This window comes from Brucella sp. BE17 (assembly GCF_039545455.1).
In the GTDB taxonomy this organism is placed as follows: Bacteria; Pseudomonadota; Alphaproteobacteria; order Rhizobiales; family Rhizobiaceae; genus Brucella.
Window position 1 is genome coordinate 1,038,019 of the sequence record NZ_CP154467.1, and the last position, 13,138, is coordinate 1,051,156.

Genomic DNA, 13,138 nt, shown 5'->3' on the forward strand with positions numbered 1-13,138 from the left:
TAGGAACAGATGATCAAGAAAATCCTTATTGCCAATCGCGGTGAAATCGCCTGCAGGGTCATCAAAACGGCTAAGAAAATGGGCATCGCCACGGTGGCAGTTTACTCAGACGCCGACCGCAATTCGCTGCATGTCCAACTGGCTGACGAAGCGGTGCATATAGGCCCGGCTCCCTCAAACCAGTCCTATATCGTCATCGATAAAATTCTTGATGCTCTCCACCAAACCGGCGCAGATGCCGTGCATCCCGGCTATGGGTTCTTGTCGGAAAACCCGCACTTTGCTGAAAGGCTGAAAGCCGAGAACATCACCTTCATCGGCCCGCCGGTCAATGCCATTCAAGCCATGGGTGACAAGATTACCTCCAAAAAACTTGCAGCCGAGGCAGGTGTTTCCACCGTTCCCGGTCATATGGGACTGATCGGGGATGCGGACGAGGCAGTGCGTATCTCGACCTCTATCGGCTATCCCGTGATGATCAAGGCGTCGGCTGGCGGTGGCGGCAAGGGTATGCGCATTGCATGGAATGATGCAGAGGCACGTGAGGGCTTCCAGCTCTCTCGCAACGAGGCGAGATCCTCATTTGGCGACGACCGCATCTTCATTGAAAAATTCGTGACGCAGCCGCGCCACATCGAAATTCAGGTTCTGGGCGATCAACACGGCAATGTGCTTTATCTGGGCGAGCGCGAATGCTCGATCCAGCGCCGCAATCAGAAGGTGATCGAGGAAGCGCCCTCGCCTTTTCTCGATGAAGCGACCCGTAAAGCCATGGGCGCTGAGGCGGTGGCACTAGCCAAGGCCGTCGGCTATTATTCTGCAGGCACGGTCGAATTCATTGTTGATGGGAGCCGCAATTTCTATTTTCTTGAAATGAACACGCGTTTGCAGGTCGAGCATCCGGTGACCGAGCTCGTCACTGGCATTGACATCGTCGAAGAGATGATCCGCGTTGCTGCGGGTGAAAAACTGCGCTTCAGCCAGGACGATGTGAAACTCAATGGCTGGGCCATGGAAAGCCGTCTCTATGCCGAAGACCCCTATCGCAACTTTCTGCCTTCCATCGGCAGGCTGACGCGCTATCGCCCGCCGATAGAGGGCAAACGCGCGAACGGAACGGTCATTCGCAACGATACCGGCGTTTGTGAGGGCGGTGAAATCTCGATGTATTACGACCCGATGATCGCAAAACTCTGCGCGTGGGGAAAAGATCGCACCAGCGCAATCACTGCCATGGGCGATGCGCTCGATGCTTTCGAGGTTGAAGGCATCGCCCACAATCTGCCATTTCTCTCAGCCGTCATGGACAATCCGCGCTTTCGCAAAGGCGCACTCACCACAGCCTTTATTGCCGAGGAATATCTCGACGGTTTTGCTGGCGCTGCGGTTTCAGATAAAGATGCACGCATGCTGGCGGCGATTGCAGCGCAGCTTCATCTCATTACGACACGCCGCGATAAGCAGATCTCCGGAAAACTGTCGTCGCGCGAACCAGCGCCTGCAAATGAATGGGTGGTGACGCTGGGTAGCCACACCCTGCCTCTCACAGTCAGAGAAGACGAAGGCGGAACCAGCATCGGGTTTGACGATGGGGAAAACCTGCCCGTTGCCAACGACTGGCATCCGGGCAGCCAGCTTGGATCGTTCACGCTGGATGGCAGGCCCGTAATCGTTAGGATTTCGCGTGCGGGCACCGGCTGGCGTCTGCGCTGGCGCGGAATGGATGTGGTGGCGCATGTGCGCCGTCCACATGTGGCGGAACTGGCAAAACTCATGTTGGTGAAGCTTCCGCCCGACACCTCGAAATTGCTGCTCTGCCCCATGCCCGGCGTCATAACATCGATCCTTGTTCAGGATGGTGATATCGTAGAAGCGGGCCAGCCACTCGCAACCGTCGAAGCCATGAAGATGGAAAACGTGCTACGCTCCGAGCGTCGCGCCACAGTCAAACGCATCGCGGCACAGGAAGGTGCGAGCCTTGCCGTTGATGAACTGATCATGGAATTTGAGTGAGGGTGATATGAGCAAGCGTCCCACCCGTGATGACTGGTCAAAACTGGCCGAAAAGGAACTGAAGCGCCCGGCCGACAGCCTCCTCTGGCATACGCCCGAAGGCATCGATATAAAGCCGCTTTATACGGCTGACGATCTTGCCGGGGTTGACCATCTCGACACCCTCCCGGGCTTGGAGCCTTTTTTGCGCGGCCCCCGCGCCACCATGTATGCGGGACGTCCATGGACGATTCGACAATATGCGGGTTTTTCAACCGCTGAAGCTTCCAACGCCTTTTATCGCAAGGCGCTGGCTGGCGGACAGCAGGGTGTTTCCGTGGCTTTCGATCTTGCCACCCACCGCGGTTATGACAGTGACCATCCCCGCGTCGAGGGCGATGTCGGCAAGGCAGGCGTGGCAATCGACAGCGTCGAAGACATGAAAATCCTTTTCGACGGCATCCCGCTTGATAAAATCTCCGTTTCCATGACCATGAATGGCGCGGTCATCCCGATCCTCGCCAGTTTCATCGTGGTGGGCGAGGAACAGGGCGTGCCGCACGCACTGCTGTCCGGCACCATTCAGAACGATATTCTGAAAGAGTTCATGGTTCGCAACACCTATATCTACCCGCCCGAACCATCAATGCGGATCATTGCCGATATCATCGCCTATACGGCAGCGGAAATGCCGAAATTCAACTCGATATCCATTTCCGGCTATCACATGCAGGAAGCCGGCGCGACGCTGGTGCAGGAACTGGCATTCACATTGGCTGATGGTCGTGAATATGTGCGTGCCGCCCTCAAAAAGGGCCTCAATGTCGATGATTTCGCAGGCCGACTGTCGTTCTTCTTTGCCATCGGCATGAATTTCTTTATGGAAATTGCCAAACTGCGGGCCGCACGCCTCTTATGGTCGCGCATCATGCAGGAGTTCGAGCCGAAAAAGTCCGCCTCGCTGATGCTGCGCACCCATTGCCAGACTTCCGGCGTGTCGCTGCAGGAACAGGACCCTTACAACAATATCGTTCGCACCGCGTTCGAGGCCATGTCGGCAGCGCTTGGCGGCACGCAATCACTACACACCAACGCCTTTGACGAAGCCATTGCTTTGCCAACGGAATTTTCAGCCCGCATTGCGCGCAACACGCAGCTGATCCTGCAAAACGAAACCGGCGTGACGAAAATCGTCGATCCATTGGCTGGCTCCTATTATATCGAAAGCCTGACCAAGGAACTCGCAGACAAGGCATGGGCGCTGATCGAGGAGGTGGAAGCGCTGGGCGGCATGACCAAGGCGGTTGAAAGCGGTCTGCCAAAGCGGCTCATCGAGGAAGCCGCGACACGGCGACAGGCAGCGGTAGACAAGGGCGAGGAAGTGATCGTCGGGGTCAATAAATTCCGGCTTGATGAAGAAGACGCCATTGATATTCTGGAAATCGACAACAGCGCTGTGCGCCAGTCGCAGATCGCGCGCCTCAATCAAATCAAAGGCTTTCGCGACGAAGCGAAAGTGAAAAACGCCCTTTCAGAGCTGGAACAGGTGGCAGAGAGTGCAGAAGGAAACATTCTCGCCGCAGCCGTTGAAGCCGCGCGAGCACGCGCCACTGTGGGCGAAATTTCCGATGCTTTACGCAAAATCTTCGGTGATCACGCTGCCACGCCAAAGGTAGTCAAAAAGGTTTATGGCGACGCCTATAAAAACGAACCGGAATATCAGAATTTGGTTTCAAGGCTGGAGAAGTTCAGCAACAAAGCCGGACAGAAACCAAAGATCATGGTCGCCAAACTCGGACAGGACGGGCACGATCGCGGCGCAAAAATCATCGCATCCGCCTTCGGCGACATCGGTTTCGAAGTACTGGCAGGTCCCCTCTTCCAGACGCCGGATGAGGCAGCCGACATGGCGATCAAGGCCGATGTTAAGGTGCTCGGCGTTTCATCACTGGCGGCCGGTCACAAGACGCTGCTACCACAACTGATTGAAATATTGAAGAAAAAAGGGGGCGAGAACATCATCGTCGTCTGTGGCGGCGTGGTGCCACGACAGGATTACCAATTTTTATTCGATCATGGCGTTGCGGCCGTCTTTGGCCCCGGCACCAATGTGCTCGACTGCGCCCAGGCCGTACTCGATCTTCTCGAAGGCAAACGCCGCAACCTGTAGCCCAAATGAATCAAAGCCTTATCCTGTCACGATAAGGCTTTGAAAAATATAATGTATATTTATGATTTGGGATCGGCGGACGCTGGGATGGTGGAGTGTGTAACCGCGATTGGGTCGCTCGCGGGAAAACTGTCTTCAAGACCAGTATCGAGCTGGCTCTCAAGCTCCGTTCTGTTGCCAGCACGCCTTGCGCTCGGTCTTGAGAGAACCGATTCTGGATCAAGATCACATTCCTGACATGCAATAGACAGCGCTTCGCCCAATTTGAGGGCTGCTTTTTTGACAACTTCGTCGCGTTTCAGCTCATTATCCGTATCATTTTCGATTTTAACGGTAATCCGCTCCTTGCTTTCTGTAACGAATTCAACGCTATAAAGTTTAAAACCGCCGATTGAGCTGATGCGTGTTTCGACAATAGCCATTGCTGGTCCTCCACGTTGCATGTTGAGAGAACAACGGCTCTGACCGCTGAAAAGTTCCCCTTCCCAACACCCAAAATGGCTCAGGAAAAATGCAACCCAAAACCCTGCATCAGGCGGCGAATGGCATAATCGGGATTTTGCGAGGTAAAGATAGCAACGTCTTCATTGGCATGGATTTCTTCGTCAACTGTCTGCGAAGAAAGAAGCGAGATGGTACGCCGCGCAATGGCTTCAGCCGGGTCGAGCCAATCAACCGGCCACGGCGCCAACCGCCGAAAAACATTGGCCAGAAAGGGATAATGCGTGCAGGCGAGCACCACGATATCGGTACGCCTGCCGTCTTTTTCCACAAAACAAGGAGCAATCTGTTCCGCTACCAGCGCTTCATCAATCGTCTCACCACGAATATGTGCTTCGGCAATCGCCGCCAGCCTGTCGGCACCCACCAGACGGACATGGCATTGTGTAGCAAATGACTGGATCAGATCGCGCGTATAAGCGCGCTTGACCGTACCCGGCGTTGCCAGAACAGAAACAAGTCCAGAAGAAGTTCGCTCAGCCGCCGGCTTGATTGCCGGAACCGTGCCGACGAACGGAACCGCAGGATAGACACGGCGCAGATCGTCCAGAACCAGCGTCGACGCGGTATTGCAGGCAATCACCGCTATTCCGGGATCGTGAGCAGCGATCAATGTGCCAAACAAGGTAACGATACGATCCCGCAACGCTTCCTCTTCCCAACCGCCATAGGGGAAACCGGCATCATCCGCGACATAGACAAAACGCCGATCAGGCATCAGCACCCGCGCTTCGCGCAAAACCGTCAATCCGCCAATCCCACTGTCAAACACCAGAACAGGGCGTTCACTATGAGCGGAAAGGCCGCCAGCTAAGCGTGAAGCGGGTGCGTCCTTCATATCGTCTTGTCCTCTTTGGCCGGTTCCGCGTCGGCGGGCTTGCGGGCTCGTCCCTCCGGCGCACCGGAGCCGCGTGGTTTTTTCGGACTGAAGAGATCGAGCGAAGTTATGACGCCACGCAGAAGCTTGATTTCAGCCGACGCAAAACCCGCGCGTGTGAGGACAGCGCGCAGATTATTCACCATTGTGCCCTTGCGCGCTTCTGGCCGAAAATACCCTCTTACATCAAGAGCTTCTTCAATGTGATCAAACAATCCCTGCAATTCGTTCTTGGGTGCGGCTTCCAGTGCAGGTCCCCGGAAGACCGTTTCTGTTTCGCTTTCCAGCCCCGACTTCATCCACTCATAGGACATAAGCAGCACGGCTTGAGCAATATTGAGCGAAGCGAAGGCCGGATTGACAGGAAAAGTCACCATCTCGTCGGCGAGCGCCACTTCCTCATTGGAAAGCCCGAAACGTTCACGGCCAAACAGAATCCCGGTTTTTTCTCCTGCACGAAAACGGCTGCGCAATTGCGTGTTGGCTTCAACAGCACTGCGCACCTGCTTGAAACCATCTCGTTCACGCGCCGTGGTCGCATACACAAAATTAAGATCGGCTATTGCTGCGGGAAGATCGTCATAAACAACCGCATTGTCGATGACATGATCAGCCTTGCTCGCGGCTGCCCTCGCCTTATCGCTGGGAAACTCCTCACGCGGATTGACAAGGCGCAGCTCGGCCAGACCAAAGTTTGCCATCGCGCGCGCAACCATGCCTATATTTTCGGGCAATTGCGGGTTGACTAGAATGATTGCCGGTCCTTCCGCAAGTATGGGGCGCTGTTTATCGGTTCCTGCCATGATGTCTTCCGCTTGTGTCCGTTATTGCGGCATCCCGGGGTGCTGTTTTACCGCAAATATCTTTAAATCAAATCATTGCGTTTCACTGGCACAAATGCGCGTAAATCTCAAAGTTAATATTGGAACCCGTAAGTTGCGCGCATCGCCTGCTTCGGCATAAGAAAAGGCCCCGCACAGCGAGGCCTTCTGATGGCAACTTTGATGAAAGTCAGGTCATTTTCCGATGCACAGAAGACCGGGATCGCAATATGGTATCCACGGAAAGTCCGTTGCTTGATTGGACAAGCCTTTCGTTGAACCCGCTAAAACCGGGCCTGCCAATCCACAACCCAAAGCGCAGACAACAGAAAAAGTAAGAATAAGCTTTTTCATGAAAACCTCCTATTAATCTACTGTCCCAATAGATCATACTCCGTCATCAGCCAGTATCCCAAAACCTTGCCAACGATTACCTGTTTCCATCCAGCGTTCACATGAGCTCGGAATGTCGGCGTGTAGTAGCGGAATAACACCTGCCCCTCCTGCATTCGTGCCAGACTGACGACAGCTTAGTCATCAACACGGGAGGAAACGATGTCCAAGAAAATTCTCATGCTCTGCGGCGATTTCGGCGAGGACTATGAAACTATGGTCCCGTTCCAGACCCTGCTTGCCGTCGGTCACACGGTTCATGCAGTCTGCCCCGGCAAGAAGTCAGGCGATCATATTGCAACGGCTATTCATGATTTCGAGGGCCACCAGACCTATTCCGAAAAGCCCGGCCATAATTTCGCGCTCAACGCCAGTTTCGATGAGGTCAAAGCCGAAAACTATGATGCACTGGTCATTCCTGGCGGCCGCGCACCCGAATATCTACGCCTCGATGAAAAAGTACTGGCCATCGTCAGACACTTTTTTGAATCGGGCAAGCCTGTCGCTGCCGTTTGCCATGGCGCACAATTGCTCGCCGCGGCCCGTGTGCTTGAAGGGCGCACTGCCTCAGCCTATCCGGCATGCCGCCCGGAAGTCGAACTGGCAGGCGGCACCTACGCCGATATTGCCGTGGATCAGGCCGTCACCGAGGGCAATCTCGTCACCGCACCGGCTTGGCCTGCTCATCCGGCCTGGCTCAAGCAGTTTCTCTCCGTTCTTGGCACCAAAATCACGCATGATTGAAACTGATCAGCCTCGCCCTGCATGTACATGTTGCGGGCGGGGCTGAATTGCGCAAAATTGGCAAAGGAGAATGTGGGGAGAATTTTGAGGAGGAAATCATGTGCAGACTGTTCATCGGTGCCGATCCTGATCTCTGGCAAAGCGTGACGCGCTCATTGCGTATCGATGGCGTGGTGACCAGCGTTCGTCTGGAAAACTTCTTCTGGGTAACGCTTGAAGATATTGCGGCACGTGATGGCCTCACCGTCAGCCGTCTCATTGGAAAACTCTTTGGTGAATCGCGTGATGAAGGACACGATCTTGATAATTTCACGTCCTTCCTCAGGGTCTGTTGCGGGCGTTATCTCGCGCTGCAACTAAGCGGCCTTGTGCCTGTGGGTGAAGCTTGTGCTATTTCCACACTCGACGCCGACGCCATTCTTGCCCGGGAAAGGAAAAATGACCGCAAGCAGCCAAGTCCATGGGCTGCATCGCATCACGCTGCCTGAACACGTCTCGATATTTTTATCGGTTAATGCGTTTTTCAGGACAAAGAATGAGCGGCGAATGCTTTGCCTTATTCGCCATGGATGCTATAGGGTCGCGACGCATTCAAAGAGAGGCTTCATCTATGGCAAAAATCAAGGTCGCGAACCCGGTTGTTGAACTCGATGGCGACGAGATGACCCGGATCATCTGGCAGTTCATCAAGGACAAGCTGATCCATCCCTATCTCGATATCGATTTGAAATATTATGATCTGTCGGTTGAACACCGCGATGCGACCGATGACCAGGTCACAATCGATGCCGCAAATGCCATCAAGGAACACGGCGTCGGCGTCAAATGCGCAACCATCACACCCGATGAAGCCCGCGTTGAGGAATTCAAGCTCAAGAAAATGTGGAAGTCGCCAAACGGCACCATCCGCAACATTCTGGGCGGCGTGATCTTCCGCGAGCCAATCATCGCCAAGAACGTACCGCGCCTCGTGCCAGGCTGGACGCAGCCGATCATTGTTGGCCGCCATGCCTTTGGCGATCAGTATCGCGCGACCGATTTCAAATTCCCAGGTAAGGGCACGCTGACTATCAAGTTTGTCGGTGAAGACGGCCAGACCATCGAGCACGAAGTCTATCAGGCTCCCGGTTCGGGTATTGCCATGGCCATGTACAATCTTGACGAATCCATTCGCGAGTTCGCGCGTGCTTCGTTGAATTACGGCCTGCAGCGCGGCTATCCGGTATACCTCTCGACCAAGAACACGATCCTGAAAGCCTATGACGGTCGTTTCAAGGATATCTTCCAGGAAGTGTTCGACGCTGAATTTGCCGAAAAGTTCAAGGAAGCCAAGATCTGGTACGAACATCGCCTGATAGATGACATGGTCGCTTCGGCGCTCAAGTGGTCGGGTGGTTATGTCTGGGCCTGCAAGAACTATGATGGCGACGTGCAGTCCGATATCGTGGCGCAGGGCTTTGGTTCGCTTGGTCTGATGACTTCCGTGCTGATGACGCCAGATGGCAAAACGGTTGAAGCGGAAGCAGCGCACGGCACCGTGACGCGTCACTATCGCCAGCACCAGAAGGGCGAAGAAACCTCGACCAACTCGATTGCTTCGATTTTTGCATGGACGCGCGGCCTTGCCCATCGTGCCAAGCTCGACGACAACGCGGAACTTGCGAAATTCGCGCAGACACTGGAAAAAGTCTGCGTCGATACCGTTGAAAGCGGCTTCATGACCAAGGATCTTGCGCTTCTGATCGGTCCGGATCAGCCTTGGCTCTCCACCACTGGCTTCCTCGACAAGATCGATGAAAACCTGCAAAAGGCTATGGCCGCCTGAGCAGCCTCACCTTTATCGAAACAGAAAACGGCGGGAAATTTCCCGCCGTTTTCTGTTTTTATTTCGTAGTTTAATTCGGCTGTTTTCCGGCTTTCACGTAGAGAGCATCAAGCGCATCTTGTGCCTCGGAAATGCGGAAGGAATCGCCGGACGCCGTGGCCAGCTCCAGTCGCCTCTTCATGAAGCCTTCGGCTTCAACTTTATTGCCCATCTCAAAGGCCAGCACCCCAAGTTGGAAAAGCGCGTTCTCCGTGTTTTCCGCATCATCATTGGCGGTGGCAATACGCAGATATTTGTCAAGATAGGAGCGAGCCGCCGTAAAATCCTTGAGATCGTAGCTGTTCTGCGCCAGATTGATCACCACAGTAATCAGCTTATAGCTGTCGGTTCCGTGAAGTTTTTCGCCTTCCGCCAGCAGATATTCGTTGAGTTTGCGTGCATCTTGATATCGTTGCGCTTCATGCAGAACATAAGCCCAATCCTGACGCGCACCAAGCTTCTGATCGGACGTCATTTCAGGATCGGCATCCAGAAGCGGGATCGCTTTTTCATAGTTTTGAATGGCCAGCGACCAGTCCTGCAAATCCTGCGCCTGCGTGGCGATATTGTAATAATTGCGCCAGCGCTCTTTGGGCTTGAGAAAGGGTGCTGCTTCATCGATCCGGCTCGCGTCCTGCATCGGACCGATGCTGTCTTTGGGACGTCCAGCGCGATATTCAATAAAGCCGCGCAGATACGCCAATTCGCCACGCTCGCGCGAATTCTCCGGCGTTTTTTTGACCGCCGGTTCCAGATTATCCAGTTCGGAAAGAAGCCCACTAATGCTGAATGTCTGTCCGGGATCCATGACGATGGCATGGATCTCCTGCAACTGTTTCAGAGCCCTGCCAGCATCTTGTGCGTGGGCCGAACCAAACATCATCAGCGCCACCCACAAGACCAAAACACCGACCGACCTCAAGCGCATTCCCTACCCCGCCAGAAGAGCCTTGACCGCAGCAATCGCCGCATCGGCTTTTTCGCCATCGGGGCCACCGGCCTGCGCCATGTCGGGGCGTCCGCCGCCACCGGCACCACCAAGCGCACTTGACGCCGCACGCACCAAATCGACAGCACTGAAACGCGTCGTCAAATCTTCGGTAACGGCTGCAACCGCACTCGCCTTGCCGTCTTCGCTCACCCCAATGAACAACACCACGCCCGAGCCAACCTGCTTCTTGCCTTCATCAGCCAGCGGCTTCAAATCACGCGGCGATACGCCAGTGACGGTTCTGCCGAGGAAATTGATGCCGTTGATACTCTCCACCGCGCTGCCGCCCTCAGTGGAACCGCCACCAAGCGCCAAGTGCCTGCGGGCTTCCGTCAACTCACGTTCGAGCTTGCGGCGCTCATCAATCAGCGCATTGACACGCTCCAAAGTCTCGGCAGGTGTGGTTTTGAGGGCAGAAGCAATCGCCTTCACGCGCTCATCCTGCTCTTCGAGATAAAGGCGTGCGGCCTCTCCCGTCAACGCTTCCATGCGACGCACACCGGCAGCGACTGCGCCTTCCGAGACAACACGGACCAGACCAATATCGCCGGTCTGGCGCACATGCGTGCCACCGCAAAGTTCGACCGAATAAGGCCGGTTTGCCTTCTCGCCATGCTTTGCCGTTCCCATCGAGACGACACGAACCTCGTCACCATATTTTTCACCGAATAGCGCCATCGCGCCTTCGGCAATGGCGTCATCAACAGCCATCAGTCGCGTGCTGACCGGCGCATTCTGCAAGATGATCTCATTGGCAATGTTTTCGATCTTTGTCAGTTCTTCTGCCGAAATGGGCTTGGGATGCGAAAAATCGAAGCGCAGGCGATCAGGTGCCACCAGCGATCCCTTCTGCGCCACATGCGTGCCAAGCGTTTCGCGCAGCGCTTCATGTAGCAGGTGGGTTGCGGAATGATTGGAGCGGATGCGCGTGCGGCGGTCGCTATCGACTTTCAATTCAACCGTATCACCGGTTTTTGCAGTCCCCTTGGTGACTTCCCCGATATGGATGAAGACGCCTTCGCCCTTCTTGTGCGTATCCTTGATAGTGATGGCAAAACCTTCGCCCAAAATGACACCGGTATCGCCCTGCTGGCCACCGGATTCGCCATAAAACGGCGTCTGATTGACCACAACCAGGACAGCCTCACCTTCTTTAACTGATTGCACTTCCGCGCCATCATGCACCAGAGCCGTAATCACGCCTTCAGCGCTCTCGGTCTCGTATCCCAGAAACTCTGTCGCTCCGACCTTATCCTTGATGCCGAACCAGATAGTTTCGGTTGCAGCTTCTCCCGATCCCGACCAGTTGGCGCGGGCTTCGGCTTTCTGGCGTTCCATGGCGGCGTTGAAAGCATCGGTATCGACACTTACACCACGCTGGCGCAACGCATCCTGCGTGAGATCGAGTGGAAAGCCATAAGTGTCGTAAAGCTTGAAAGCGGTTTCACCGTCAAGGCGATCCCCCTCACCAAGCGTACTTGACGCATCCGACAAAAGGCCAAGGCCGCGCTCCAATGTCTTACGGAAACGGGTTTCCTCAAGCTTGAGCGTTTCGGAAATGAGCGCTTCAGCACGAATAAGTTCCGGATAAGCCTGTCCCATCTCGCGGATAAGGGCCGGCAGCAGACGCCACATCAGCGGCTCTTTGGCACCAAGCAACTGTGCGTGACGCATGGCGCGACGCATGATGCGGCGCAGCACATAGCCGCGGCCTTCATTGGATGGCAGCACGCCATCGGCAATCAGGAAGCTCGATGCGCGCAAGTGATCGGCAATCACACGGTGGCTGGCGCGGAAATCGCCCTCAGCCTTGATGCCGGTTGCTTCTTCCGAAGCGCGGATCAACGCCGTGAACAAGTCGATATCGTAATTGTCATGCACGCCTTGAAGAACGGCAGCAACGCGCTCCAGCCCCATTCCGGTATCGATGGAAGGGCGCGGCAGATCGACCCGTTCATCCTTGCTCAGCTGCTCGAACTGCATAAAGACGAGATTCCATATCTCGATAAAACGGTCGCCGTCCTCATCGGGAGATCCGGGAGGTCCGCCCCAGATATGATCGCCGTGATCAAAGAAAATTTCCGAACAAGGTCCGCACGGGCCGGTGTCACCCATGGCCCAGAAATTGTCACTCGTCGCAATGCGAATGATGCGATCATCGCTCAAGCCTGCGATCTTTTTCCAGAAATTCGCGGCATCGTCGTCGGTGTGATAGACGGTGACGAGCAGCTTGTCCTTGGGAAGGCCAAATTCCTTGGTGATCAGGTTCCAGGCATGGTGGATCGCCTCTTCCTTGAAATAATCACCAAAGGAAAAATTCCCCAGCATTTCAAAGAAGGTGTGGTGGCGAGCCGTATATCCGACATTATCGAGATCATTGTGCTTGCCGCCGGCCCGAACGCATTTCTGCGAAGTCGTCGCACGGCTATAGGGGCGATGCTCCAGTCCTGTAAAAACATTTTTGAACTGCACCATTCCCGCATTGGTGAACATGAGCGTGGGATCATTGCGTGGAACCAGCGGGCTTGATGAGACAACCTCATGCCCGTTCTTGCGGAAATAATCGAGAAATGTCGATCGGATCTCGTTGACGCCAGCCATAATTCACCTTTGGGCTTCCCCGCCCTGAATGGATGCGAGCCCGAAGCCGCATCGATTGTCTTGTTTGAGCCTCACAACACCGGCAAAAAGCCGATAATTGCGAGACTTATCCATCCGATCACCTTGAAAGGCCGAATGGATTTTCCGGTTGACCGCTTTTAACGATGCGCTGCTTTCCTGTCCA

11 protein-coding genes are annotated in these 13,138 nt (G+C 54.9%); 5 read left to right on the plus strand and 6 right to left on the minus strand.

The features are described 5' to 3' along the window. The first annotated feature begins 9 nt into the window (after positions 1 to 9). Positions 10 to 2,013 carry an acetyl/propionyl/methylcrotonyl-CoA carboxylase subunit alpha gene (locus AAIB41_RS05035; RefSeq protein ID WP_343314526.1) on the plus strand — a complete coding sequence of 668 codons (2,004 nt, stop codon included), beginning with the start codon at positions 10 to 12 and terminating at the stop codon, positions 2,011 to 2,013. 7 nt (positions 2,014 to 2,020) lie between these two features. Next, positions 2,021 to 4,162: a methylmalonyl-CoA mutase gene (gene scpA, locus AAIB41_RS05040; protein ID WP_343314527.1), complete on the plus strand. Its 2,142-nt coding sequence runs from the start codon at positions 2,021 to 2,023 to the stop codon at positions 4,160 to 4,162. A gap of 59 nt (positions 4,163 to 4,221) precedes the next feature. Here scpA and AAIB41_RS05045 read toward each other — a convergent pair whose 3' ends face one another. The 4 genes from AAIB41_RS05045 to AAIB41_RS05060 form a co-directional block, all read right to left on the minus strand. Beyond that, a complete protein-coding gene (locus tag AAIB41_RS05045) occupies positions 4,222 to 4,584 on the minus strand; it encodes a hypothetical protein (RefSeq protein ID WP_343314528.1) in 363 nt (120 codons plus the stop codon). Positions 4,585 to 4,664: 80 nt separating this feature from the next. After that, positions 4,665 to 5,501, minus strand: a complete 837-nt coding sequence (gene murI / locus AAIB41_RS05050) for a glutamate racemase (protein WP_343314529.1) — start codon at positions 5,499 to 5,501, stop codon at positions 4,665 to 4,667. Continuing rightward, positions 5,498 to 6,343 carry an RNA methyltransferase gene (locus AAIB41_RS05055; RefSeq protein WP_343314530.1) on the minus strand — a complete coding sequence of 282 codons (846 nt, stop codon included), beginning with the start codon at positions 6,341 to 6,343 and terminating at the stop codon, positions 5,498 to 5,500. Before AAIB41_RS05055 ends, murI begins: the two co-directional genes overlap by 4 nt. A gap of 213 nt (positions 6,344 to 6,556) precedes the next feature. After that, positions 6,557 to 6,715, minus strand: coding sequence for a hypothetical protein (locus tag AAIB41_RS05060; RefSeq protein ID WP_343314531.1), 159 nt, complete (start codon positions 6,713 to 6,715; stop codon positions 6,557 to 6,559). Positions 6,716 to 6,916: 201 nt separating this feature from the next. Between AAIB41_RS05060 and AAIB41_RS05065 the strand changes: the two genes are divergently transcribed. From AAIB41_RS05065 to AAIB41_RS05075, 3 genes are all read left to right on the plus strand, one after another. Beyond that, entirely contained in the window at positions 6,917 to 7,498 is a 582-nt protein-coding gene (locus tag AAIB41_RS05065) for a DJ-1/PfpI family protein (RefSeq protein ID WP_343314533.1), read from the plus strand. Between the two features lie 98 nt (positions 7,499 to 7,596). Continuing rightward, the gene (locus AAIB41_RS05070) at positions 7,597 to 7,986 is read left to right on the plus strand and encodes a ribbon-helix-helix domain-containing protein (RefSeq protein ID WP_343314534.1); all 390 of its coding nucleotides are present in this window, start codon (positions 7,597 to 7,599) and stop codon (positions 7,984 to 7,986) included. 122 nt (positions 7,987 to 8,108) lie between these two features. Further along, positions 8,109 to 9,323 carry an NADP-dependent isocitrate dehydrogenase gene (locus AAIB41_RS05075; protein WP_343314535.1) on the plus strand — a complete coding sequence of 405 codons (1,215 nt, stop codon included), beginning with the start codon at positions 8,109 to 8,111 and terminating at the stop codon, positions 9,321 to 9,323. A gap of 70 nt (positions 9,324 to 9,393) precedes the next feature. Here the strand turns inward: AAIB41_RS05075 and AAIB41_RS05080 are convergent, their stop codons facing one another. Both AAIB41_RS05080 and alaS read right to left on the minus strand, forming a co-directional pair. Continuing rightward, a complete protein-coding gene (locus AAIB41_RS05080) occupies positions 9,394 to 10,290 on the minus strand; it encodes a tetratricopeptide repeat protein (RefSeq protein WP_343314536.1) in 897 nt (298 codons plus the stop codon). 3 nt (positions 10,291 to 10,293) lie between these two features. Then, positions 10,294 to 12,954, minus strand: a complete 2,661-nt coding sequence (gene alaS, locus AAIB41_RS05085) for an alanine--tRNA ligase (RefSeq protein WP_343314537.1) — start codon at positions 12,952 to 12,954, stop codon at positions 10,294 to 10,296. Positions 12,955 to 13,138 lie beyond the last annotated feature (184 nt).

What these genes read in the sequence shown, in the direction of transcription:
- alaS (WP_343314537.1), bottom strand. Translation starts at nt 12,954, where the DNA reads ATGGCTGGCGTCAACGAGATCCGATCGACATTTCTCGATTATTTCCGC.
- AAIB41_RS05060 (WP_343314531.1), bottom strand. Translation starts at nt 6,715, where the DNA reads ATGAAAAAGCTTATTCTTACTTTTTCTGTTGTCTGCGCTTTGGGTTGT.
- AAIB41_RS05035 (WP_343314526.1), top strand. Translation starts at nt 10, where the DNA reads ATGATCAAGAAAATCCTTATTGCCAATCGCGGTGAAATCGCCTGCAGG.
- AAIB41_RS05075 (WP_343314535.1), top strand. Translation starts at nt 8,109, where the DNA reads ATGGCAAAAATCAAGGTCGCGAACCCGGTTGTTGAACTCGATGGCGAC.
- AAIB41_RS05065 (WP_343314533.1), top strand. Translation starts at nt 6,917, where the DNA reads ATGTCCAAGAAAATTCTCATGCTCTGCGGCGATTTCGGCGAGGACTAT.
- AAIB41_RS05045 (WP_343314528.1), bottom strand. Translation starts at nt 4,584, where the DNA reads ATGGCTATTGTCGAAACACGCATCAGCTCAATCGGCGGTTTTAAACTT.
- murI (WP_343314529.1), bottom strand. Translation starts at nt 5,501, where the DNA reads ATGAAGGACGCACCCGCTTCACGCTTAGCTGGCGGCCTTTCCGCTCAT.
- scpA (WP_343314527.1), top strand. Translation starts at nt 2,021, where the DNA reads ATGAGCAAGCGTCCCACCCGTGATGACTGGTCAAAACTGGCCGAAAAG.
- AAIB41_RS05080 (WP_343314536.1), bottom strand. Translation starts at nt 10,290, where the DNA reads ATGCGCTTGAGGTCGGTCGGTGTTTTGGTCTTGTGGGTGGCGCTGATG.
- AAIB41_RS05070 (WP_343314534.1), top strand. Translation starts at nt 7,597, where the DNA reads ATGTGCAGACTGTTCATCGGTGCCGATCCTGATCTCTGGCAAAGCGTG.
- AAIB41_RS05055 (WP_343314530.1), bottom strand. Translation starts at nt 6,343, where the DNA reads ATGGCAGGAACCGATAAACAGCGCCCCATACTTGCGGAAGGACCGGCA.